At 60.4% G+C, this 23,002-nt stretch carries 15 protein-coding genes and 2 pseudogenes; 2 read left to right on the top strand and 15 right to left on the bottom strand.

Translation table 11 applies throughout. The features are described from left to right. Positions 1–92: 92 nt before the first annotated feature. From OMP40_RS16130 to OMP40_RS40165, 11 genes are all read right to left on the bottom strand, one after another. Entirely contained in the window at positions 93–6,236 is a 6,144-nt protein-coding gene (locus tag OMP40_RS16130) for a DUF4962 domain-containing protein (RefSeq protein ID WP_277532726.1), read from the bottom strand. A gap of 79 nt (positions 6,237–6,315) precedes the next feature. Next, positions 6,316–7,635 carry a Gfo/Idh/MocA family protein gene (locus tag OMP40_RS16125; RefSeq protein ID WP_277532725.1) on the bottom strand — a complete coding sequence of 440 codons (1,320 nt, stop codon included), beginning with the start codon at positions 7,633–7,635 and terminating at the stop codon, positions 6,316–6,318. Between the two features lie 27 nt (positions 7,636–7,662). Further along, the gene (locus OMP40_RS16120; protein WP_277532723.1) at positions 7,663–8,535 is read right to left on the bottom strand and encodes a carbohydrate ABC transporter permease; all 873 of its coding nucleotides are present in this window, start codon (positions 8,533–8,535) and stop codon (positions 7,663–7,665) included. Next, positions 8,529–9,437: an ABC transporter permease gene (locus OMP40_RS16115; RefSeq protein WP_277532721.1), complete on the bottom strand. Its 909-nt coding sequence runs from the start codon at positions 9,435–9,437 to the stop codon at positions 8,529–8,531. The genes OMP40_RS16120 and OMP40_RS16115 overlap by 7 nt, the downstream gene beginning before the upstream one ends. Before the next feature lie 77 nt (positions 9,438–9,514). Then, positions 9,515–11,071 carry an extracellular solute-binding protein gene (locus OMP40_RS16110; protein WP_277532719.1) on the bottom strand — a complete coding sequence of 519 codons (1,557 nt, stop codon included), beginning with the start codon at positions 11,069–11,071 and terminating at the stop codon, positions 9,515–9,517. Positions 11,072–11,346: 275 nt separating this feature from the next. Beyond that, the gene (locus tag OMP40_RS16105; RefSeq protein WP_277532717.1) at positions 11,347–13,560 is read right to left on the bottom strand and encodes a helix-turn-helix domain-containing protein; all 2,214 of its coding nucleotides are present in this window, start codon (positions 13,558–13,560) and stop codon (positions 11,347–11,349) included. A 403-nt stretch (positions 13,561–13,963) separates the two neighbouring features. After that, positions 13,964–14,293 (bottom strand): hypothetical protein, encoded by a 330-nt coding sequence (locus OMP40_RS16100; protein WP_277533233.1) that lies wholly within the window; start codon positions 14,291–14,293, stop codon positions 13,964–13,966. Between the two features lie 145 nt (positions 14,294–14,438). Beyond that, positions 14,439–15,320, bottom strand: a complete 882-nt coding sequence (locus OMP40_RS16095; RefSeq protein WP_277532716.1) for an AraC family transcriptional regulator — start codon at positions 15,318–15,320, stop codon at positions 14,439–14,441. A gap of 57 nt (positions 15,321–15,377) precedes the next feature. Continuing rightward, positions 15,378–15,917, bottom strand: a complete 540-nt coding sequence (locus OMP40_RS16090) for a phytanoyl-CoA dioxygenase family protein (protein WP_277532714.1) — start codon at positions 15,915–15,917, stop codon at positions 15,378–15,380. A 323-nt stretch (positions 15,918–16,240) separates the two neighbouring features. Further along, positions 16,241–17,137, bottom strand: coding sequence for a TetR/AcrR family transcriptional regulator (locus OMP40_RS16085; RefSeq protein WP_277532711.1), 897 nt, complete (start codon positions 17,135–17,137; stop codon positions 16,241–16,243). Between the two features lie 146 nt (positions 17,138–17,283). Continuing rightward, positions 17,284–17,601: a hypothetical protein gene (locus OMP40_RS40165; RefSeq protein ID WP_338131130.1), complete on the bottom strand. Its 318-nt coding sequence runs from the start codon at positions 17,599–17,601 to the stop codon at positions 17,284–17,286. Here OMP40_RS40165 and OMP40_RS40160 point away from each other — a divergent pair. Further along, positions 17,546–17,866, top strand: a pseudogene (locus OMP40_RS40160) (MFS transporter); the annotation flags it as partial. The gene OMP40_RS40165 and the pseudogene OMP40_RS40160 sit on opposite strands and share 56 nt — an antisense overlap. A gap of 118 nt (positions 17,867–17,984) precedes the next feature. Then, a complete protein-coding gene (locus OMP40_RS40155; RefSeq protein ID WP_338131129.1) occupies positions 17,985–18,797 on the top strand; it encodes an MFS transporter in 813 nt (270 codons plus the stop codon). A gap of 922 nt (positions 18,798–19,719) precedes the next feature. Here OMP40_RS40155 and OMP40_RS16075 read toward each other — a convergent pair. From OMP40_RS16075 to OMP40_RS16055, 4 genes and pseudogenes are all read right to left on the bottom strand, one after another. Beyond that, positions 19,720–20,091, bottom strand: coding sequence for an antibiotic biosynthesis monooxygenase (locus OMP40_RS16075; protein WP_277532710.1), 372 nt, complete (start codon positions 20,089–20,091; stop codon positions 19,720–19,722). Between the two features lie 555 nt (positions 20,092–20,646). Next, positions 20,647–21,186 (bottom strand): NADPH-dependent FMN reductase, encoded by a 540-nt coding sequence (locus tag OMP40_RS16070; protein ID WP_277532709.1) that lies wholly within the window; start codon positions 21,184–21,186, stop codon positions 20,647–20,649. 128 nt (positions 21,187–21,314) lie between these two features. Beyond that, positions 21,315–22,196: an alkaline phosphatase family protein gene (locus OMP40_RS16065; protein WP_277532708.1), complete on the bottom strand. Its 882-nt coding sequence runs from the start codon at positions 22,194–22,196 to the stop codon at positions 21,315–21,317. A gap of 298 nt (positions 22,197–22,494) precedes the next feature. Then, positions 22,495–22,998 (bottom strand): annotated as a pseudogene (locus OMP40_RS16055) (DeoR/GlpR family DNA-binding transcription regulator); the annotation flags it as partial. Positions 22,999–23,002 lie beyond the last annotated feature (4 nt).

Below are 23,002 nucleotides of genomic sequence, written 5' to 3'. Positions count from 1 at the left end.
TGGCGCGCCGTCTGCATGGTCCTGATGTTTAATGAATGGATGTTTAATGAAAAACGGTTTTTATTCGCGCGGCCGATCAGGCGTCCGCAGGTTCAAGATTGAGCGGCGGCCGCTCTTCTCCCGCCTGCAACTCGTCGCCGTATACGGCGTCCGGCACCGATGTCGCCTCTTCGCTCGCCGGCACTGCCGCCTCGGCGGAAGCCGCGTACGAGAGCGCGTCGTTCGTGTTGTACAGGACAAGCTTGTCCAGCGTGTACTTGCCCGTGAACCGCTGCGCGGTGAACTTGAACAGCTCGAAGCCTTTGACGACGTTGTTCGGATCCATGAACGGAATGTTCGTCACGCGATAGACGCCCGTTGCGGGGTCCAGCGTGCCGCCCGCCGCGATCGTGCCGCCGTAAGTCTTGAGCGAATCCGCCTGCACGGTCAGCATGTAGGTCTTGGCCGTAAAATTGAAGTCGAAGCGCAGCGTCACCCATTCGTCGGCCGGCTGCTTGTAGACGTTGTAGTCCGTCAGGCGTACGAACGTCGGCGTCCCGTTGACCAGCTTCTGATAGCCGAGCCCGCCGTCGGAGAAGCCCACGAACTCGCCGAAAACCTTGCCGTTGCCGGCCAGATCGATCAGGTAGTGGCCGATGTTGCTGTCCAGCTTGGAAAACTTCGTGCGCGTCTCCAGCGTCACCAGACCGCCGATGCTGCCCGTCGTGCGCTGAAGCACGGGCGACGAAGCGTAAGCGTCGGTCGAAGGATCGTAGTTGTCGATCGCGAGCAGCCCCTTGCCGCCGAGATCCGGAAGCGGCACGGCCTGCACGGATGTGCCGCCCGTCTTGGTATAGGTCCAGCCCGCGCCGTTCGAGACTTCGCCGGTCGCCCACGTATCGAACGAATCGTATACCATCTTGCCGGTTGCCGGCAGGGTGACGGTCAGCGTCGGTCCGTCTCCGGACTCGCCGCCGGCCGCGTTTTTCGCCTGAACGCGGAACGTGTATGTCGCGCCCGGCGTCAGGTCGGCCACGTCCAGCGTCGTGCCCGTCACGGTGCCCGCAGGCACGGCGGCCGACGCCCCCCTCCGCCTTATACACCGTATAAGAAGCCGCTTGACCGGAACCGGATCCTGCCGTCGCAGGATCCCAGGCGAGCCGCACCGCGTTCGTGAACGTCAGTTCCGCGTTCAGCGCGGCCGTCGCGCTCCAGGTCGGAGCGCCGGCCAGCGTCACCGCCAGGCTTCGCGACTCGGCGGACGCCTTGTCGCTCTGGTCGACCGCCCGGATCGCGAACGTATACGCGTTGCCGACCGTCAGGCCCGTCAACGTCGCCGTATTCGCGCTCGCCGGCACCGTCGTTTTCAGCGTGCCGTTCTGATAGATCGCGTAGCTCTTCACCGCGGGATCCGAAGAAGCGTCCCAGGCGAGCGTCGCCGACGTGTCGGACTGCGACGCCAGCCGCAGCTTCGGCGCCGGCAGGCTGTCCTTGATCGAATCCGTCGGATAGACGGCCAGATGGTCGAACGAATACTTGCCCGTATACCGCTGGGCGGAGAAGCGGAACATCTCGAAGCCGACGAGCGTCGCGCTCGTATTCAGGAACGGAATGTCGTCGACGCGGTATACGCCGGAATCGCGATCCAGCTGTCCGCCTGCGACGAGGATGCCTTTGTAATCCCTGAGGCCGTCCTCCTGTACGATCAGATCGTAGGTTTTGGCGTCGAAGTCGATGTCCCAGCGGATCGTCATCCACTGATCCTTGGGCTGCTTGTAGCCTTCCGCCAGTCGGATGTTCGTCGAGACGCCGTTCACCATCTTCTGGAAGCCGATGCCGCCGTCCGAGAAGCCGACGAAGCCGGCGAAGACCTTGCCGTTGCCGCTCAGGTCGATCAGATAGTTGCCGACGTCGTGATTCACCTTGGAGAACATCGTCCGCGTCTCGACGGTCAGCTTGCCGCCGGTATTCGCGATGGTCTTCCGCATGATCGGCGAAGACGCGTATTCGTCGGTGGACGGATAATAGTTGTCGATCCCGACCAGCGCCTTGCCGCCTTCCGGCAGACTGGCGGTCTGCACCGACGTGCCGCCCGTCTTGGTGAAGGACCAGCCGCTGATATCGGAAACCTCGCCGTCTCCTACCCAGTTGTCGAACGTATCGTAGACGGGCAGGACGACGGACGAAGGCAGCGTCGCGGTCACGTCCGGACCGTCGGTCGTTGCGTTGTTCTGATTGTCCTTCGCCTCGACCTTGTACGTGTAGGTGCCGCCTGCCTGCGTAACGTTCAGGTCGATCGTCGTACCCTTCGCCGTGCCGACCGGCAGCAGCGTCGAGCCGCTCACGCGATAGATCTGATATTCGCTGACCTGGCCCGCATTATCTACGGCCGGCGTCCAGGTCAACCGGACCATCTTGTTGGACAGGAACCGGGTATGCACCGCCGCGTCGGCGCCCCATACCGGCGGCGTCGTATCCGTCATCAGGACGGTAAGCGGCGCAGAACCGGGCGCCCTGAACGAGCGGTTGCCGCTCGTATCGACGGCCGTCGCGCGGAACGCATATTCCTTGCCCGAGGACAGCCCCGTGATCGTAGCCGTATTCGTGCCGAACGGCACGGTCAGCTTTTTCACGCCGTCCATCTCGATCTCGTATTCCTTCACGGCCGCATTGTCCGTGGACGGATCCCAACCGATCGTGACCTGCCCGTCCGCCTGGGCAACCTCATGAAGATTGGCCGGCGCGGACGGACGGACCTCGTCGTCGCTTACCTTGATCAAGCCGATCCAGTCCAGGTTCACGCCGCCGAGCGAATGGAATAACGTCAGGTCGACGACGCCGGCGGACAACTGCACGCCGGTCTTGACCCGAAGCCCTCGCCACTGCTCTGCCGTGGTGCCGTAGCTCTCTGTCTTGGGCAGCTTAAAGTATTTGATCTCGTCGCCCAGCTTCACGTAACGGATCGAATCCGTATCCGCGGCCGTCACGTCCCAGCCCGCCACGTACTTCACTACGAGGTCGTAAGTGCCTGTCTCCGGCACATTCAACTTCCACTTGAGCGACACGCCGAACTGATCCCAGTTGCTCACGCCCTTGCCGTTCGAGAGGAACGGGCGGGTGTCGTACACGGTCGGCTGCTTGGTGCCGTTCCACTGCGTGAACGACTCGGCTTCCTGCCATTCAATGCCCATCGTCTGCCGCGTCTGATCCGGATCCTGATACTGCTCCGTCTGCAGCGCGGCGCCCAACCCCAGGTTTTTCAGCTTCAGCGTGCCGGTGGCGCCCTTCAGCAGAACGGAAGCGTTCGCGTCGATCAGGCCGCTCGCGATCTTGCCGTACTTCTGGAAGGAGAAGCCCGACGGCGCTTCCAGCACTTCGTAGAAGCCCTGCGCGTTGGACAGCTGTCCCCAGGCGACGCTGTCGCCGTTCACGTCGCGATATGCCTGCAGCGTGACCGAACCGGCGACGCCGTCGATCTCGGTCTGCAGCGTGACCGGCGCGAGCGGACCCGGCATCGGGGCGGCGTTCAGCTTGAACGCGCGTTGGCCCTTCTCAACGTGCATCGTGAGTTTGCCGCTCGCGAACGACCATTGTACGCCGCGGTTGTTCATCCCGTCGGCAACCGTGCCGCCGGAAGGAATGGCCGTGCCGGTATCAGCATCGCGCACGGCTGTCAGACCCGACGCAGCCAGCGTGACTTGAACGTCCGTCTGCGCCGATACGGACAGCCGATCGCCGCCGTACGAGACGGTTGCGGCCGAATCGCTTTCGATGAGCGTAACGCCGTTTTTGACGAGCTTGGTGCCGACGACGAGCAGCGCCGAATCGCCCTTGACCGCGGCAGCCGCACCGTCGAACTGCACGCCGTCCGCGCCGGTGTCGACCAGACCGCTGTTCGACTTGCGGACGTATACGGCGGTGCCGTCCTCGAAGGCTAGCTTGATATAGGTCGCGGTTTCGGCCGGCGTTACGCTTTCGGGCGAATCGCCGCGCTTGTAAGGCGCCAGCGTCGCGACCATCTTGGCTTCATTCGCGCGCGGGGTGATGAACGCCGCATGCACCTGCGACTTGCCGGCGAACGCGTTCACCGGCGGATACGATACGCCGTCCGGCCCCAAGTATTGGGTCTCGTAGGTTGTACGGTAGCTCTGCGCGGCCTGACCGTAGAACTGCACCTTCAAGTTCGCGTCGCCCTTGGCGATCGTCGCACCCTTGCCTGCCTGGTCAAGCACCAGATTGTCGTCGGCATGCAGGTTCCATTCGAATTCGGAGCCGCCGTCCTTGGTCGTCGCCAGGTCGTCGATGACGACGTAGGCGTCCGGACGCACGTAGATGATATGGCGCACGGCCTTGGACAAACCGCCCTGGTAAGCCTGGGTGGCGTCGCCGCTCGTCGCGTCGAAGTCCGGACTTGTGACGAAGCCGAGAATCTTGCCGTCGGCCGCGATGTTGTCGTTGGCTTGGCCTTTGCGTCCGTCGAACGTAATCGCGTTGGCGGAGTAAGTGTTCCGCGTAAAGTTGGCATGATGCTTGCTGCCGTAGAAATCGTAGTAGCCCGCCTTCACGGCCAGAGACTCGCCGAAGGCGTTCAGCACGAAGCTGTTCTGATCGGACATCGTATGATTGTAAGTGCCGTACGGGCTCGACCGGAAATAAAGCGAGGTGCGGTCGGTCTCGTACAGCTCCGAATGCATGGCGACCGCGCCCGTATCCGGGAACCAGATGCCCTTCGGCAGATCGACCGGCGGCTGGCTGCCCACGTCGTCGGCCCGGTAGAAATAATCCGTCAGGCCGGTCGACTTGGCGCCGATCGCCTCGGCCTCCCATTTTAACCGGGAGTCGTCGTAGATCTGGGCCATCCGCGTCAGCAGACTGGTGCTGGCCGCGCCGGGGGTATACTGGGAATCGTCGCCGAAGACGCCGATCGGGCTGCCGTGCGGGAACATATACAGCGGGTACAGGCCTTCGTTGCGAGAGAAGGCTTTGTCGTACAGGTTGATCGCTCCCGAGCTCAGCAGCACGTCCATCAGCTCCTTGTTAGAGCCCGACGACCACTGCCAGTACCCGGTCCCTTGCGACCAGGAGCCGTCCTCGCCGCCCCACGGCGGCAGCACGTTGATGAACAGCGGCACGGACAGCTTGTACCAATTTGCGGCTTCCGGCATGTCGTTCAGCATCGCGGTCGCGATGATGCCGATGTAGCCGACGATCGTCCAGCCGTGAGAGTCGTAAGGGAACTTGTAGAAATTTTGCCCGGCTGCGCCGCTGTCCAGGTATTTCTGAACGAGCGTATCCGTCCGCGTCTTGATCATCGCGCGGAGCGCCGTCTTGTCGCTCTCCGACAGCAGCGGATAGAGCCAGTCGTACGCGATCGCCGAGCGATAGGCGATGGCGCGATGCACCTGGTCGTGAATGCGATAGCTCGTCGCCCCGTCCGGATTCCAGGTCGCGATGTTGAGCAGCAGCGCTTTGGCACGGTTGCCGTAGGTCGCATTGCCCGTCACGAGATAGAGGAACGAGGCGTTCATCATATCGGTCAGCGCCGTTTCGGCATACCCTTTGAGCACGCCTTGGGCAGCCACGTACGCGTCGCTGTTGGTCGGCACCTCGTTGTTCATATACGGGAACGTCGGATCGGCCGGCAGCGGCTTGCTCGCGCTCGCATTATACGCGGTCACCGTCTGGTCGAATACGGTCTTCGAGTTACCCGTCAGCCGCAGATCGCGGAAGGCGGTCAGTTCGGCCGGCGTCGTCCAGACGCGCGGATGCGCCGTGGACACGTTGCTCATGAGCGTCTCGACCGAAGGCACGGGGAACGCCACGTTGTCCTGGTCGATGCGGAATTTGCGCGTCGTGCTCCAATCGGACCAAGCGCCGCCCGCCTGGTGATAGCGGACGCGCCAGTACCAGGTGCCGGCATCGAAGGTCACGGGAAAGTTGTAGTAGTTGAACTGGATCGCGTCGTTCTCGTGCGCGACCGTCGCGAAGGACGAATCGCGGCTGACCTGGAGGTCGTACTTGTCCGCTCCAGTCACGAACGGCCAGCTGAAGTCGGGCGGGTTCTGCGTCGTGACGAGAGAATCCGTCGGCCGAAACGGCATGTTCGTGCCGCCGAGCACGTTCGCGGGCCAACCGGAATCGGCTGCCGCGGCCTTGGGCGTCATACTTGCCGGCCAACCTGCGCCAAGCAGTCCAAGCAGCATCGTGAAAGCTAATACAAGTGCGGTTTGCTTTTTCAACTTCCCGTAAATCGTCACTACACTTCATCCCTTTCGATCTGGATTGGCATTCCGTTTTTAACCCCAATTTCTGTAAGCGTTTACGATTTTTCATCGCCTAAAGGACGGCTCTCCGCAGAGAGCCGCCATCGATACTAACGTTTAAGACTAAACGCTTAAGGATGCGATCAAATCCCGAATCGGAATCGTCTTGCGCGCAAGCCTCGACTGCTCGGCGGCGAACGCCATCATATGGCTCTGCACCGAGACGTCCGCCGAGGACAGGCTGTCTCCCTCCCCCATCCCCTCGCACGAGCCGCGTGAAGTCGCGCATGATGCCCAGATCGCCGCCGCCGTGATTGAGCCCGGTCGATTCCAGATCGATCGTTTCCACGCGCCCCGTTTTGAAGTCGCTTATCTCGATCGTGTTCTTGGCCATATGCGCGCGCAATTGTCCGCGGGTGCCCATGATCTTGAGCGTGCGTCCCCCGTCCGTCGTGAAGGCGGTCATCGTGAACGTCGCCGTGATGCCATTCGCGAATTCCATCGCCGCCACCTGATGGTCGACGACGTCGTTGTCGCAGCGGTAGACGCATCTGCCGTAGGGACCGGTGCGCAGCGCCTCCAGCACGCCCGCCTCGCTCGTATCGTGGCTGATCGCGCCCCGAAGGATGCGCTCCGAGACCTTGTCCGCGTTGTTCAGGTAGATATCCGGCGCATAATACGGGCACGCGTCGCTGACCGGGCAGCCGTCCAGGCAGCGGTACGGCGCGCCTGGCGGCGCATTTTCCGCCTTGAAGTGCCTGAGCCCGCCGAAGGAAGACAGCGTATCGCAGTCCGCGCCGGCCAGCCACACCAGAATGTCGAGATCGTGGCAGCTTTTGGCGAGGATCATCGGGTTGGACTCGTCGGCTCTTCGCCAACTGCCTCTGACGAAGCTGTGCGCCTGATGCCAGTAGCCGACGTTTTCGATCAGGTCGATCGTGACCGGCTCGCCGATCCGCCCTTCGTCCAGCAGCCGCTTGACGGTCGAGAAGAAAGGCGTGTAGCGGAGGACGTGACAGATGGCGAATACCCGGTCCGTACGTTCGGCGTACTGTCCTAACCTGACGCATTCGCCCGGATCGTTCGACATCGGCTTCTCGAGGAGGACGTGATAGCCGAGTTCGAGCGCCTTGACGGCGGGGTCGTAGTGCATCCGGTCCTGCGTGCAGATGAGGACCGCGTCCGCGACGCGAGGCCCCGCGAGCAGCGCCTCCCAGCTGTCGAAGCGCATGGCCGGATCGATGCCGTGCAGGTCGGCGAACGTCTCGCGCCGGATCGCGTCCGGCTCCGCCACCGCGGTTATCCGCAGCTCTCCGGGCCGATCGAGCGCGTACTGGGCGTATTCTCTGCCTCTTCCTCCGGCGCCGATGACGGCGGCCGTTACGGTTTTCATGAGGTCGGTCTCCTTTTGACGCCCCGATCAGCCCTTGACGGAGCCGATCATGGCGCCTTGCTCGAAGTGCTTCTGAATAAACGGATAGACGATGAGGACGGGCAGACAGCCGAGCAGGATGACCCCGTATTTCAGCGATTCGAGTATGACCTTGTGGCCGTCCCTGGTCGTTGCCTCCAGCACGTCGCCCGCTTGTCCGACGACGACCAGATTGCGGATGACGAGCTGCAGCGGGAACAGGTTCGGATCGCGGATGAGCAGCAGCGCGCTCTGGAAGTCGTTCCAGATCCCGACGGTATAGAACATCCCGATCGTCAGCAGCACCGGCTTGGACAGCGGCATGACGATGCGCGTGAGCACCGTGAAGTCCGACAAGCCGTCGATGCGTCCCGATTCCTCGACCTCGACGGGCATCCCGGAGAAAAACGTCCGCATGACGATGAGATTGTACGTGTTGATCGCGTTCGGCAGCACCATCGCCCAGATCGAGTCCATGAGTCCGTATGCGCGCGCCACGAGGTAGAACGGAATCATGCCTCCGAAGAACATGATCGTAAAGACGATGTACAGCATGACCGGCTTGTAGAAGACGAGACCCCGGCGCGAAAGCGCGTAGGCGCCCATAATCGTCAAGGACATCGAAATGAAAAGACCCAGGATAACGTAGCCGATTGAATTGCGGTAGCCGATCCACAGCCGATTGTCTTCGAATATGGCTCTCAGGGCGTCGAACTGCAGACCCTTCGGAAAAAAACTGATCTCGTTGCGGACGACGTATTCCGGCGCGCTGATCGCGACGGAAGCCATATGCAGGAACGGGAACACCATCGTGATCGCGACGAACAGCAGCAGCAAAAAGTTGACGACGTCGAATACGCCGATTCTTCCTGTTCTTACCATAGACTGGTCTCCCCCACTTTGCGGCTTGCGACATTCGTTAAATAGACGAGCAGCATGGTAACGAGACCCAGGGACAGATTAATCGCCGTCGCGTAGCTCATGCCGCCGCCGAGAATGCCGATCCGGTAGACGTAGGTCGAGATGATGTCCGCGGTGTCCAGATTGCCTGCGTTGCCGAGCAGGAAAGCCTTGTCGAAGGGAATGTTGAGGATACCGCCGATGCTCAGGATAAACATGATGACGATCGCCGGAATAATGCCCGGGAGCGTCACGTGAACCGTCTGCTTCCAACGGTTCGCGCCGTCCATCCTGGCCGCCTCGTACAGCTGGGGATCGATGGCCGCCAGCGCGGCGAGGAAGATGATCGTGCCGTAGCCGGTCATCTGCCAGATGTCCGACGCGATATAGATCGTCCGGAACCATTCCGGCCGCTGCAGGAAGTTGATCGGCTCGAAGCCGAGCGACTGGATCGCCTTGTTGATCCACCCCGTGCTCGGGGACAGCAGCATGATCATGATGCTGGACAAGACGACGCTGGAGAGAAAAAACGGCAGGTAGCTGACCGATTGCACGAATCGCCTGAACTTCTTCCAGCGCATCTCGTAGAACAAAATCGCCAGCGCGATCGGCGCGGGGAAGGCAAAAATAAACTTATATAAACCCAATAAGAGCGTGTTGCGGACAATAAGCCAGGCGTCGGGATTGCTGAAAAACATCCGGTAATGCTTAAGCCCGACCCATGGGCTGTGCCAGACGCCCTTGAACAGGTTGTAGTCCATGAAGGAGACGACGATCCCGAACATCGGGACGTAGTGGAACAACAGATAGTAGAGCAGCACGGGTATAAGCAGCAGCAAATAAACTCTGTCGCGCTTCATGCGGTGAAGTAAGGACTGCTTCATGGCGTTACTCCTTTCAGAAAAAGCACGGGGCCGTGCACTGCTCGTCAACGCACGGCCCCACGGCTTGCTATCGTTGCTTACTTCGTATTCGCGAGCTGACGATCGAGCGCCGTCTGGTACGTCGTACGGACTTTCTCGAGATCGTGCTTGCCGAGATCCTTGATGAAGGCGTCCCACTCGGAGAGCGGCCGGTCGCCGTTGATGAACTTCGTCACTTCGCCCGTCCAGAACTTCCACAACTGGTCGTTCGACGTCGAGAGCGCGGCCGCTTCGTCGGCGGTCAGGTTCGGACGGCTGTAGGCGACGGGGAACCGGTACTTCGGCGCCTCGACGTACGCGTATTGCTCTTCCGGCTTGACCAGCGAGAGCCATGCGTTGAAGTCGAACCAGCCGTAGGTCGCGGCGGTCTGGATGCCGGAGATGACGCGCAGGTCGTTCGCTTCCTTGTAGTTGTCGTTAAACTTGCGCTTGCCGTCGACGACCGTATACGTCTCGCCTTCCTTGCCCCAGCTCTGGATGTCCTTGCCCTTCTCGGAGAAGATATAGTCCAGGTAGCGGTAAGCCGCGTCCTTGTTCTTGGACGTGGAGGCGACGGCCAGGCCGTAGCCCTCTTGGCCGCCCTTCGGCAGGTATGGCTTGTCGCCGGCGCCGATCGGAGGCGCCATGAACTGCAGATGGCCTTCGGTCAACTGGCTGTTCATAATTTCGATCTGGCCGATGAACTGCAGGGTGACGAACGACTTGTTGGTCGACATGAACTGCGTCCAGGCTTTGTAATCCATCGTCAGCCAGTCCGGCGGGATGAGCTTTTCCTTCACGAACTTGTTCAGCCATTCGACCATCGTCTTGGCGTTCGGGTCTTCGAGACCGAACTTCATCTTGGTCGGGTCGGCCGGATCCTGATAGAACTCCGGATAAAAGTCGAAGGTAGGCGCGAACGTATCGAGCGTGCTCAGGCCGTGGCGGAACATGAACGGATAGCTGTCGGGATAAAGCTCCTTGAGCTTCTTGGATACCGTATACAGCTCGTCCCACGTTTTAGGAACCTCGAGATTGTTCTTCTGGAAGATGTCGTCGCGATAGAACCAGACCATCTGGCTGCCTTCGCCCGCGCCGTCGTTAATAATGCTGTAAATCTCGCCGTTCGGCGACACCACGCGGGACATGACGTCCGGATGGCTGTCGAGGAACGCCTTGACGTTCGGCATCTGGTCCATGTGCTTGGACAGGTCCTCGAAGGCGCCCTGGGAACCGAACTTCTGGACGTCGTTCGGGAAGACGGACAGCACGTCGGGCATGTCGCCCGAAGAGACAGCCAGCGCCAGCGATTCCGGACCGGTCGCGAGCACCTGTTCGACGTCGATGTTGGTCTCTTCCTTGACCCACTTCCATACGCCCCAGTCCGGCTTCGGCGGCCAGGCCGTGTTGTTTTCCGTGAAAATACGAATCTTCGCCGGCTCCGGCAGCGCGGCCGACGCGCTCGGCGATCCGCTTTGCGTCGCGCCGGCGGATGCGCTTGCATCTGCCGGGCTAGAGGCGCTTGCAGCCGGCTCGTTATTATTGTTGCCGCTGCAGCCGCTCACGGTCAGCGCGACCGCCGCCGCGGCCGCCCATGTCCATTTTAAAGATTTCATTCCGACACCCCGTCCTTTTCGGATATAGTCTTAGTTGCCTTTCGCGATGCCGTTCGACTCCGCCGCGGCGTCCGCCCCGGCCGTCCTTCGGCTTGCTCCCATCGTAGGCGGTCCGGGCCCGCCCGGTAAATAATCGGTTGTCTTTAAAAATGGTACTTTTTTTCGAGGCGCATTAAAAAAAGTATTAGCTTTCCGTAAAACAGGCAAAAAAACGGCGGAAAACAGGCAAAAACGGCGGCAGGACGGGCTTTTCCCGTTCCCTGCCGCCGCCGGCTTCATTCCTCCGAAGCGCCCTGCATGCTCTTGCGGTAATCGCTGGGCCGCAGGCCCGTGTACTTCTTGAACATCCGGTTGAACGACGCGATGTTGCGATAACCCACCGCTTCCGCCACTTCCTGGATTTTCGAGCGGCCGCTCACCAGCAGGGAAGCCGCTTCCTTGATTCGCGTCTCGTTCACGTACTCGACGAAGTTTTTGCCGGTCTTTTCCTTAAAGTAGGTCGACAGGTAGCCGCTGCTGAGATTCAGCTTTTCCGCTAGGGCGTCCAAGTAAATTTCCTCCGACAGATGCTCGTTGACGTAATTCATGACGAACGTCGTCACCGTATCCTTGCGGTCCTTCCTGTTTTCGATCTCCTCCGCCGTCGAACCTACCCATTCGAGCAGCAGGCGCTCAAGCGCGTCGATCGTAACGCAGCCCTCGATCCGCTGCTCCGCATTTTCGAGGATCGCATCCGCAGCCGGCGCGCCCAACTGATCGGCGGCGACGCTTCGGATGCGTTCGGTCACGGATTGGGCAAAGCCGAGCCAGGCGGCAGCCGTCAGTTCACGGCCGCGCTGCTTCGCGAAGAAGCGCTCCATGAGCCGCTCCAGCACTTGGCCGTGGCCTTCCCGCAGATTCGCCCTGAATTCGGCCTCTTCTTCCTGGGTAAAGGCGATCTCCGTCTCCCGGCTCGAGGACGACGTCACGATCTGGGTCTCGTCGACGAGGCCGCGATCGTCGATCCGCTCCCGGACTTCCTTGTAGGCGGCGCTAATCTGATCGGAGCGATCGTAAATCGAGGTGACGGCGATCGTGATCGTGCCGCTGTCGTGGTCCTGGTCGAACACCGTCTTCATCTCCCGCAGCAGCTCCTGCAGCGTCTCCAGCCGATCGATGAACACCAGGCTCAGAATCTGGTTGTACTCCACCTGATTGGTCAGCGCATCCGGAAACACCCGGTTGAGCTTGTCCTCGATAAAAACCTTTATATAGTAAAGCCAGCTGCTGAACGTTCCGTCGTCCCAGCTCGCGCCTTTTTTCTCGACGACCTGGAACATGACGAACACGAAAGGCTTGCCGGCAAACTCCAGACTCGCGGCATCCCTGCCGCTGCCTCCCCGAATGTCCTTCAGCAGATGAATGAACGCCCACTGCCGCATCAGCTTGTTTTTATCCTGGAGCTGGCTGCTGATCAGATCGAACTCCTTGATGCTCGAGCGATACGGCCCCGCTTCGCTGGTTCCTCTGATCGAAGCGACGAGCTGCTTGAACGGATTGTTGATGCGGGCTGCCATCAGAAGCGAGATGACGACGCTGAATAGCACGACCGCGACGACCAGCACGACGAGCGTCAAGTTCAGGCGAGTCTGCGAAGCCATCTGCGCGACGGGCAGCCTGTGCATGTAGGTCATGCCGCTGGCCCCGGTCTTGTAAAAATGATAGCGGTTGTTCAGCACGAACGCCTCTCCGCCCCGTGCGTTCAGCGCATCGAGCGCAGGAAAGGCGCTCGTCTGCGACCTTTCGAACAGCGTCTCCCCCGCCGTGCCGTAAATGACGAAGTCGTCATTGATCGATTGGTGGAACGCCTCGTACATCTTGTTCGCGTCGAGAAACACGGCCATATAAAAGTCGCTGTTGTCCGCGCGCTTGAAGATCATCGGGATGTAGTCGCCGACGACCTCCTTGCGTCCGGCAAAGAGATGCGAGTAAAAGCGGTCGGCCGGAAAATTGCGGTACGTGTACCTTTCCCCGAACTGCTTGTCCCAGAACGACTTCGGATATTTCTCGCCGGCCATGAACACGTCGAACAGATTGTCGGGCGTCGTGCTCGCCGACTTGTCGATGACGAACTGATGCGACTTGGAGTAAAACACGATATCGGCGATATAGAGATTCGAGTTGGCCACCTGGGTCAAGATATCCGTGATAATGGCGCCGAAGTCGGAATACTTCGGTTCCCGCTGCAGCTTCTGCACGCGATCGCTGAACAAAAAGAGGTACATCTGCTGGCGGATGATATTAAAATGCTTTTCGTAGTTCTCCATCGTGCTGTCGAGCATGAGCGTGTTGTACTTCACGATCTCGTGCCGAACATTGCTCTTGGATACGGAAAGCGCATACGCGGTCAAAGACACGAGGAGAATAATGATACACAAAAACCCCGCCATGAGGCGCAAAAAGAGCGTCGTCGACAGATTGCGGAAATAACGCAGCGGCTGAAGCTTCATGATGATCATCCTGTCTGTTTGGCCGGTGCGCCCGGGCGTCCCTTGAAGGCGTGCCGCGGGAGCTGCCAATAATTAAAGTACCATCGTAACGAGTTCAGCTGCCAAGCGGTGACATTTATACCATATGCATCTGAAGCTGATGCAAACGACCTATGTCCATCATAATAGCCGAAGCTATTTCGAGACAAATCTTTTTTTGCGTCTTTATACGTTTTCGTGATGAAAGCGCAAAAAACGCCCCTCGCGTATCTCCGAGCGAGGGGCGTTCGATGCCGGACGCAAGCTTTTGAAAATGCGAAAAACGATAGCGTATTCGCCGCTTTCGTCAGATTCGAATTATGGAAGAGATAGAACGAAGTATGAGATAGAATCGATCAGGAGTTCCCGCTTGACGGGAAAGCGCTCAGGGGAACTCCGCTGGGCCACAAGCCGGTTGCGTTACGCTTTTTTTGCCTGCGTACTCGGCGTTCGCCGTATCGAGCATCGACTTCCAGTCGGCGAATCGGGTCTCTCTGGCCACGTGCCGCTCCCACAGCTCTTCATGAAGATTTTTGATATCCTCGTGGGAGTATACCTGGAAGTTGCCCTTCTCAAGAAATGCGAGGAACGAATCGAAGTTCGTGTACTTGCTCATGAACGCTTCGTTGAACAGTTTATCCAGCGAGACATGATTCGGATCCTCCTGGAACGTACGCTGGCCTTGCAGATCCTTCAACAATTCTTCCATCGACATCGGCTTTTGCTTTTTCAAACGACCACTCCTAATTTTTAACGATACTCCATTATTGCCGCATTCCGCCAAACTTACAAGTCGGCTGGCACGATTCTGTTGCGCAGAAGCCGTTTTAAGCCCGCAAAATGGTTTTGCCTTCTGTGCGCTATTGGATTCGGTCGCATCCGTATTCGGCGGTTTTTCGATAGGATCTGGGAGAATGGCCGAAGGCGGCCTTGAATGCCCGCTCGAAATGGGGCAGCGTGTTGAAGCCGGAAGCGTAGCAGATCTCGGTGACGGGCAGCCGCGACACCTTGAGCAGGGAGCCGGCGAACTGAAGCCGCAGATCCTGCAGGAAGCGCTGATAGGTCATGCCCGTCAGCTCCCTGAAGCGGCGGCTGAAATAGTTGGGGGACAGATGGGCTTGCGCGGCGGTCGCCTCGAGCGTAAGCGGCTCGCGGAAATGAATCTGCACGTACGCGGCTGCCTGTCTGACGGCATCGTCCACGGCGGATTCCGAAGCAGGCCGCGCAGCAGGCGCTGCCGGAATGCGCCGGATCAGCTCGATCAGAATCCGTTCGATCGTCCCTTGGACGACCAAGCTCGCGCCGGGACGCCGCTCCTGGCGGAGCTCGGCTTCGATGCGTTCGAACTCCGCGCGTATTCGCGCGATCTCCGCTTCTTCTTCGAATTGAACGACGAGGCTGTCCGTGCGGGCAACGAACAGCAACGCGCGAAGCTCGTCCCGCAGCGCCTCGTCGGAAAAGATGAGATTGTAGTGGACGCAAGGCGGACCGGAAGGCGTGTTCAGCGCGTGAAAATCGGCCGGCGTCAGCAAAAACAGCGTGCCGGGCCGCAGCGGGGCGGACCGGCCGTTCAGCACGTGCTCGCCCGTGCCGGAGATAACGAATCCCAGCTCGAAAAACTCATGCCAATGTACGTCGACGTCTCCCGTCAGCTCGTTCAAGTACAGCCGAAACGGAAGCGCCCGGTGCATATAATCGCGATTCGTAAGCCGATCCGGCTCGCGGGTTGGATGGACGGTCATGTTCGGGCGCCTCCGTTTCCTCCGCGTCGGCCGTTCGGATGCGGCGCGACGCCTGCCTTATGCGTTGACGAACGGACTGCCGGCGATATCCTTGCCGCGGGCGAGCCAGATCTTGAAGCCCGGATTGCGCTCCGGAATGACGCGGGCTTCGGTAGAAAAGTAACGCATCGTATAGCCGCAGCGTCTGTACGGACTCGTATTGGGCGCGGCGCCGTGGATGATGCGCGAATCGTGGAGCGAACACTCGCCCGGCTCGAGCTCGAAATAGACGGCTTTGTTTTCGTCCAATTCGCCCTTGATTTGCGTCGGGAAAACATTGCGTTCGGTATCGATATCCTCATATTCGGAAAAACCGCCCCGGTGAGTGCCGGGAATGACGCGCATGCAGCCGTTTTCCCGGTTGCTCCTGTCGATCGCGAGCCATACGGTCACGATCTTGTCGAAGGAGCTGAGCCGTCCGTTCCAGTACGCGGAGTCCTCGTGCCAAGGCGTAGCCCGGCCTACATACGGGTCCTTGCAAATAAAGTGGCTCGACCACAGCCCGATATTCGGTCCGATGATCGGCTCGATCAAATCCAGCACTTCGTCGCTCAGCAAAAACGAGAGCAGACGCTCGTCGCGAAAATGCGGCGTGTCCAGCTCGTCGGACAGCTTGGCGCCTTTTTTGCGCGAGCTGATCCTCGAAGATCGCCGTCAGCTCCGCCAAGCGTGCAGGGGAAAACAACGGCTTCTTGTGCAAATAATAGCCTTCGGTGCGATAAAACGCGACTTCGTCTTCGGTCAGTACGGACTGCGTCATGCGCGGATGCCTCCTCGGTTCTGATCGTTGCAGTACCGATTATAGAGCGCCCGCCATCCCCGTACTCGCCAAAAAAATAACGAAAACTATGCTTATCTTATCCTGCTTCCAACGCTCGTTTTTAATCCTGCAACATTTGCATCGCCCAGCGGCGCATTTTGGCCACGTACGGCGCGAGCTCGTGCTCGGTCGCCAGCTCGTTGAGCAGCGCCGTGACGAGGAAGCGCCGCGGCGCCTCCTTCTCTCCCTCTTCCCGGAGCATATCCAAGAGCTGCTCCAGCTCCCGCTTGCGCGCGTTGGGCACGCTCAGCTCGCGGATCGTGGAGGACGCCTGCTCGAGCACCAAGGCGCCGCAGCGCTCGATCGCTTCCTGCAGCGTCTCCGGCCGCTCGGACTCGAATTCCTTCATAAGGTCGGTCGAGAGCATCGGCTCCGCCTTCCGCGAGAGCAGTCCCTCGACCAGATCGTCCATCCGGTCGGCGAAGTAAGTCGCCAGCGCCGGCACCGAGATCGGCTTGGCGAACATCTTGATCAGGTGAAGATACTCCTTGGCCATCGCGTTCAGAATCATGACCGCATCCCAGATATGCGGCTCGAGCGCCTCCCCGTAGCGACGCTGCAGCACGCCCCGATTGTAGTTGAGCAGCTTGGCGCGCTTGCGGAACATCAGCGGTCCGAGCTTGTCGCCGGGAATCGCGGGCTTCTCCTTGAGCGAATTCGCGACGAACAGGCCGCGATTGAGAAAGTAGTCCAACTGATGGCGGATCTCCTCGACGAACAGCTCGCGCGGGGAGAGCTCCGTCCGTTCGCGAATCCGTTCGGAATCCTCCATGATTCGCGCGAAATGAACCTCCATGATCTCGATGTACAGATCCTCCTTGGAAGGAAAAAACTTGTACAGCGAGCCCTTGGCGATGCTGCAGTCGTCCGCTATATCTTGAATGGAAGTCGCCTCGTAGCCTTTCTCCGCGAACATGCGCTCGGCCGACGCTATAATTTTGTTTTTTAGGATGCTCATGAGGACCCTCCTTAAAAATAAGGATTGACAAAGGCTGCCTAACACGATAAAACTAGGCCTGTAGACTTTTATGACTCTGCGGTTTTTGTTAAAACCACTTAGTCAAAAGTTAACGGAAAATCGGAATTCCGTCAAGGCTCAGGCCCTTATTCAGAAAGGAATGAATACTTATGGCAAACCCGCGCACGGCCTCGTCCGCCCAAGCAGAGCCTTTCTCGCTGCTCAAGCTGCTGCCGCCGCTCCTCGCCGTTATTATCGGCATGTTCATGGTTATCCTTGACACGACCGTCGTCAACAACGCGATTCCGACGCTGGTCGACGACTTCGGCACGACGCTGCATCATCTGCAGTGGGCCGTCACCGGCTATACGCTCGCCCTGTCGGCCGTCATCCCCCCTCGCCGGCTGGTTGACCGACAAATTCGGTTCAAAGCGCATCTTCATCGCGACGATCGTGATGTTCACGCTCGGCTCCGCGCTCTGCGCGCTGGCGACGAACACGGAGCAGCTCGTCGTCTTCCGCGTCATCCAGGGCATCGGCGGCGGCATGGTCGCGCCAATCGGCATGGCGCTCGTCTTCCGCATCTCGCCGCCGGAGAGGCGAGGCGCGGTCATGGGCATGCTCGGCATTCCAATCCTGCTCGCTCCGGCTCTTGGACCCGTGCTGTCGGGCTACTTTGTCGAGTACGTCTCGTGGCATTGGATCTTCCTGATCAACCTGCCGATCGGCGTCGCCGCCGTGATCGTCGCGTGGCGCTACCTGCCCGCGTTCGAACGCGGCAAGCCGCCGGCGCTCGACATCCTCGGCATGATCCTCGGTCCGATCGCATTCGCCATGCTGGCCTTTGGTGTCAGCGAGGGGGGGCACGGACTGGGGCTCCGGGCGCACGTTAACGGGCCTTATCGTCGGCGGCGTCGCGCTCCTGCTCTTCATCTTCGTCGAGTTGAGGCATCGCCAGCCGCTGCTGGAGCTGCGCGTATTCAAGAGCTTCGCCTTCACGCAAGGCATTATCTTGTCTTGGATCCTCTATGCAGCGCTGTTCGGCTCCATCATCCTGTTCCCGCTCATGCTGCAGCAGGCCAAGGGCTATACGCCGCTGGAGACCGGACTCATCCTGCTCCCGCAGGCGCTTGGCTCCATGCTCGGCATGCCGATCGGCGGCCGCCTGTTCGACCGGTTCGGCGCGCGTCCGATCGTCATCACCGGCACGGTGTTCATCTCCACGGCGCTGCTCATCATGTCGCAAATCACGCTCGATCGTCCGCTGTACGTCATCATGCTCAACCTGTTCCTGCTCGGCTGCGGCATGGGGCTATCGATGATGACGATGAACACGTATATCCTCAATACGGCGCCAAAGGAGCTTGTCGGCCGCGTCACGCCGCTGACCAACTCGGCCCAGCAGGTCATCGTGTCCTTCGCGGTAGCCGGTCTGACGGGTTACTTGTCCACCCACAGCGACAAGGTTTTGGCAGCCTACAAAGGTCCCAACCCGCTCGAAGCCGTCGTCGGCGCGTTCGGCGATACCTTCCTGCTCACCTCGGGCTTCGCGATCGCCGGCTTCGTGCTCAGCCTGTTCATCCGGCGCGTCAAGCCGGCCGCGCAGAAGAGCGGTTCCGGCGATGTGCGCGGGGAGGAGAGCATGCTGGCGGGGCATTAAAGCGAGCCCCGTGCAACCCGTACCGAGCTACATGCGATGGCGCCATGCTGCGTCGGCCCCGCTTATCGCGGCGCCGGCGCGGATGGCGCTTTTGGCGTTAGAAATGCGAAGGCGCAAATTCATTTTCGAATTCATAATTGAAGAAATGAGACCGTAACTTCTCGTCGGTCAGTCTATCGCGCAACATTGCACGCTCCAGAGCAGCTCCCTATTCAGACTCGTACCCTCTCGCCATTCAGACTCGTACCCTCTCGCCGCTCAGTCTATCGCCTACGCGCACGCATAAGTGAATGTAGAGTCGACATGCACCGGATTTGCTCAAGAGACGATCTACCGCGCATTTTTGCAGTGCAGCAGCACGAAATAAATATATGGTGTGCGGGCTATGCCAGTCAGATACTTGAGGGGCGTTGGAGGCGTGCGTTAACGATACAATCGGGCGGGCTTCGAGGCGAGGCGAAGTTGCAAGGTGTTGCAAGGTAGCGCGGCGCGTCATCGCACATTTTTTGTGCGATTACAGCCGTTTGGCGCGGCTCCCTGCATGCTGGCGCCGTATGCGACCGCTAAACGGCGCATCATCGCACATTTTTTGTGCGATTACAGCCATTTGGCGCGGCTCCCTGCATGCTGGCGCGGTCCGCGACCGCTCAACGGCGCGTCATCGCACATTTTTTTGTGCGATTACAGCCGTTTAGCGCGGCTCCCTGCATGCTGGCGCCGTACGCGACCGCTCAACGGCGCGTCATCGCACATTTTTTGTGCGATTACAGCCGTTTGGCGCGGCTCCCTGCATGCTGGCGCGGTCCGCAACCGCTCAACGGCGCGTCATCGCACATTTTTAGTGCGATTACAGCCGTTTGGCGCGGCTCCCTGCGTGCTGGCGCGGTCCGCGACCGCTCAACGGCGCGTCATCGCACAGATATTAATTCGACGGATAAGCGAAAACGACGTCGTGCACGCTCAGCTTCGCGCCAAGCATGATGCCGCCGCCGGGACGCGCTTGCTCGCCGTGACCGCCCGGGTGCGCTGCCGGTTCGGCACCGGCTTCCGGCTTCGGACGGGCATGGGCATGCGCTTGCTTAAACGCGTCGCTGTTCACCCAGCTGTCGAAGGCCGCGCGATCTTCCCAGGTCGTGCACACCTTAAGCTCGTCATGCTCCGCCAGCGATTCGGTCAGCAGCTCCATTCGGACGAAGCCTGGCGCGTGCTGGACGCCCTTCGGATTTTTGAAGCGTTCGACGACTTCGGCGACATGTCCCGACTTTATCTTGATGGTGTTGATGGCGACGATCATGGCGAACATCCTTCCCTTGTCTGTGTTGTACCTATTGTAGCAAAGGGGGGAATCGCGGCTCAAACAGCGTCCGGCTGCGATGCGTGATTGCAGCTTGATGAGCGCTACAGCAACCGACCTCCTGGAGATAGTTGTCAATAAGCAGTTATTTCCCCGCCAATCGCATATCCGCAAAAAATAAGTGTCAAAAGGCTGCTAATTCCCGCTAAAACGTCAAATTCTCGCATCCCGCATGAAAATAACTGCCTTTTAACAACTAACTGCTGCTTGCTTCCGAATCCGCACGAAATAACGGCCTTTTAACCCTTATTCCGCGCTGAGCCGCGTTAGGGTGGGCTGCCCTGGGCGGGGCGTGCTCTGGGTGGGCTGCCCTGGGCGGGGCGTGCTCTGGGTGGGCTGCCCTGGGCGGGGCGTGCTCTGGGTGGGTTGCCCTGGGCCGTGCTAGGCCATGCTGCGCCGCGCGACCACGCTCCCCCCCATGTCCGCGCAAAACAAAGCCCCTTGCCGGATAAACCGACAAAGGGCAGGCTTATTCTGATTGCGTCGCGAAGCGAATTACTTGCGAATCGTCTTCAGACCCGTGGACCAGGAGATCACTTGGTCCAGCATTTGTCCGAGCGAAGTCGCCTGCACGTCCTTCGGCTTGAACACCGAGCCGTTCTCGAAGTCGGTGAACAGCGAGAGCGCCGGATGCACGCGCACGTCCGCGACCGACAGCTCGCCGAGGATGCCGCGGAGATGCTCCGCCGCGCGGGCGCCGCCGACCGAGCCGTACGAGACGATGCCCGCGGCCTTGTCGTTCCACTCTTTGCGCACGTAGTCGAGCGCATTCTTCAGCGCGCCCGTGATGGAGTGATTGTACTCCTGCACGATGAACACGAATCCGTCGCAGCTGTCGATCTTCGCCGTCCACGCAGCGGCGCCGGACGCGTCCTGACCCGGCTCGCCGAGCAGCGGCAGCTTGTAGTCGGCGATGTCGAGGATCTCGTATTCGGCGTCGCCGCGCTTGTCCGCGAGCGATTTGACCCATTCACCGACCTGCGGGCTGAGACGGCCTTCGCGCGTGCTCCCCAGGATAATGCCGATTTTCAACATGATATTGCCTCCCTTGGCCTGAAGTTGGATTCAATTCATTGTATCATCCGCTCCAAGATTATCCAAAGCCCGTCCGGTTTATGCACCTATCCCGCAAATCGTCGAATCTCGCACCGGCCGGGCCGCATTTAGACACGCGATGCAGAAGATACAGACGATGCGGATGAGGCGGACGATGTGTACGCCGCTTCCGGCAAGTCGACCATCGCAGGCGAGGGCGCGATGCCGAGACAGCGGCACATAAGCGGGGCCATCAGCAGCTGCGGCAGCGCAGACTCGCCGCGCCCCCGCTCCAGCATAAATCTGGCGTCCCCCAGCAGATAGAGCGGTACGCTTCGCTCCTCGGCCGCCGTTCCGCCGTGCATCCCCGACGCGCTCATCCCGTGGTCGGAGGTGACGAGGATTCGGTAGCCGAGCGCCAGCCACTCCGGCACGAGCGACGCCAGCATGCCGTCCGCCGCCCTCACGGCCGCCTCGTACTGCGGACTCTCGCCGCCGAACTTGTGGCCCGCGTCGTCGATGTTCATCGTATGAACGTACAGAAAATGCGGATCGTACGCCTTGCGCAGATGCTCGGCGTCCGCGAACAGGTGACTGTCCGGATAGTGGTCCTCGAAGTAAAAAACGCCATGCTGAATCGGCTTGTCCCCGTCATGCTGGTGACGGTCCGCGAGCGGCCGGAAAGGCGCGGCGTTGTACAGCTCGCTGACCCAATGATACGCTGCGGCGGCCGTACCGAGCCCCGCGCCGGCGGCAAGCTGGAACACGCTGCGCTCGCGGCTCGGACGCGCGATATGATTGGCCGTAATGCCGTTTTGCGCGGCGGGCGTGCCGGTCAGCAGCACCTCGTACAGCGGACGCGACAGGCTCGGGAGCTCGGACCGGACTTTGAGGCAGACCGCTTCTCCCTGCTCGGCCAGATGCTCCATGAAGCCGAGATAGCGGCGCGCGGCATCGTACCTTAATCCGTCCAGCACGACGACGATAAGCTTCGAAAACGTTGAGTTCATGCGAGTTGTCCTCCTTTAATGGGCGACCGTCCATTGCAAGCGGTGGGCGCGCAGCGTCTGCGCCCACTCCCGCGGCGCGGCGACGTTGCTGACGATCGTATGGACGCTGCGAAGCGGGACGATCTCCACGAACGCTTCCTTGTTCAGCTTGGAGTCGTCCGCGAGCACGATCGTCTGTCCGGCCGCCTCGGCCATGCGCCTGGACATGCCCGTCTCGGCAAGATCGTAGTCGCTGATCCCCCCGATTCGGCGATACGCCGCCGACCGAGATGAACGCCTTGTCGATCCGAAACTGCGAGATCGTCCGTTCGGCCATCGTGCCGGACATCGATTGCTGCTCCGGATTCAGCTCGCCGCCGATGACGATGATCTTGCCCGTAAAACGGCCGCCGTTCAACGATTCCATGAGATGGTAAGCGACGGCCAGCGAGTTGGTCAGCACGGTGAGCCGCTCGCGGCCCGCGATCGCCTTGGCCAGCTCCAGCGTCGTCGTGCCGACGTCGATGGCGATCGTGTCTCCCGACGAGATGAGGGCGGCGGCCGCCCGGCCGATACGTTCCTTCTCCAGCGCCTTCTCCTTCTGGCGCTGCAAATAAGGCGGCTCGTAGTTGGTCTGCTTGCTCGGCACCGCGCCGCCGTAGACGCGCCTCGCGAGCCCTTCCCGCTCGAGCAGCAGCAGGTCCCGGCGCACCGTCTCCTCCGACACGGCGAACCGCAGCGACAGCTCGGGCACCTTGACCTGCCCTTCCAGCTTTAACTGATCCACGATGACGCGTTTGCGCTCTTCCGACGAGATGGACATACGC

The sequence above is a fragment of the Cohnella rhizosphaerae genome (assembly GCF_029525575.1).
Lineage (GTDB): Bacteria > Bacillota > Bacilli > Paenibacillales > Paenibacillaceae > Cohnella > Cohnella rhizosphaerae.
The sequence above is the reverse complement of the archived record's forward strand: the minus strand, read 5'-3'. Positions and strand labels throughout refer to the sequence as shown.

Coding starts and splice junctions, on each gene's coding strand:
- OMP40_RS16125 (WP_277532725.1), bottom strand. CDS start 7,635: ATGAAAACCGTAACGGCCGCCGTCATCGGCGCCGGAGGAAGAGGCAGA.
- OMP40_RS16120 (WP_277532723.1), bottom strand. CDS start 8,535: ATGGTAAGAACAGGAAGAATCGGCGTATTCGACGTCGTCAACTTTTTG.
- OMP40_RS16115 (WP_277532721.1), bottom strand. CDS start 9,437: ATGAAGCAGTCCTTACTTCACCGCATGAAGCGCGACAGAGTTTATTTG.
- OMP40_RS16110 (WP_277532719.1), bottom strand. CDS start 11,071: ATGAAATCTTTAAAATGGACATGGGCGGCCGCGGCGGCGGTCGCGCTG.
- OMP40_RS16105 (WP_277532717.1), bottom strand. CDS start 13,560: ATGAAGCTTCAGCCGCTGCGTTATTTCCGCAATCTGTCGACGACGCTC.
- OMP40_RS16100 (WP_277533233.1), bottom strand. CDS start 14,293: ATGTCGATGGAAGAATTGTTGAAGGATCTGCAAGGCCAGCGTACGTTC.
- OMP40_RS16095 (WP_277532716.1), bottom strand. CDS start 15,320: ATGACCGTCCATCCAACCCGCGAGCCGGATCGGCTTACGAATCGCGAT.
- OMP40_RS16085 (WP_277532711.1), bottom strand. CDS start 17,137: ATGAGCATCCTAAAAAACAAAATTATAGCGTCGGCCGAGCGCATGTTC.
- OMP40_RS16075 (WP_277532710.1), bottom strand. CDS start 20,091: ATGATCGTCGCCATCAACACCATCAAGATAAAGTCGGGACATGTCGCC.
- OMP40_RS16070 (WP_277532709.1), bottom strand. CDS start 21,186: ATGTTGAAAATCGGCATTATCCTGGGGAGCACGCGCGAAGGCCGTCTC.
- OMP40_RS16065 (WP_277532708.1), bottom strand. CDS start 22,196: ATGAACTCAACGTTTTCGAAGCTTATCGTCGTCGTGCTGGACGGATTA.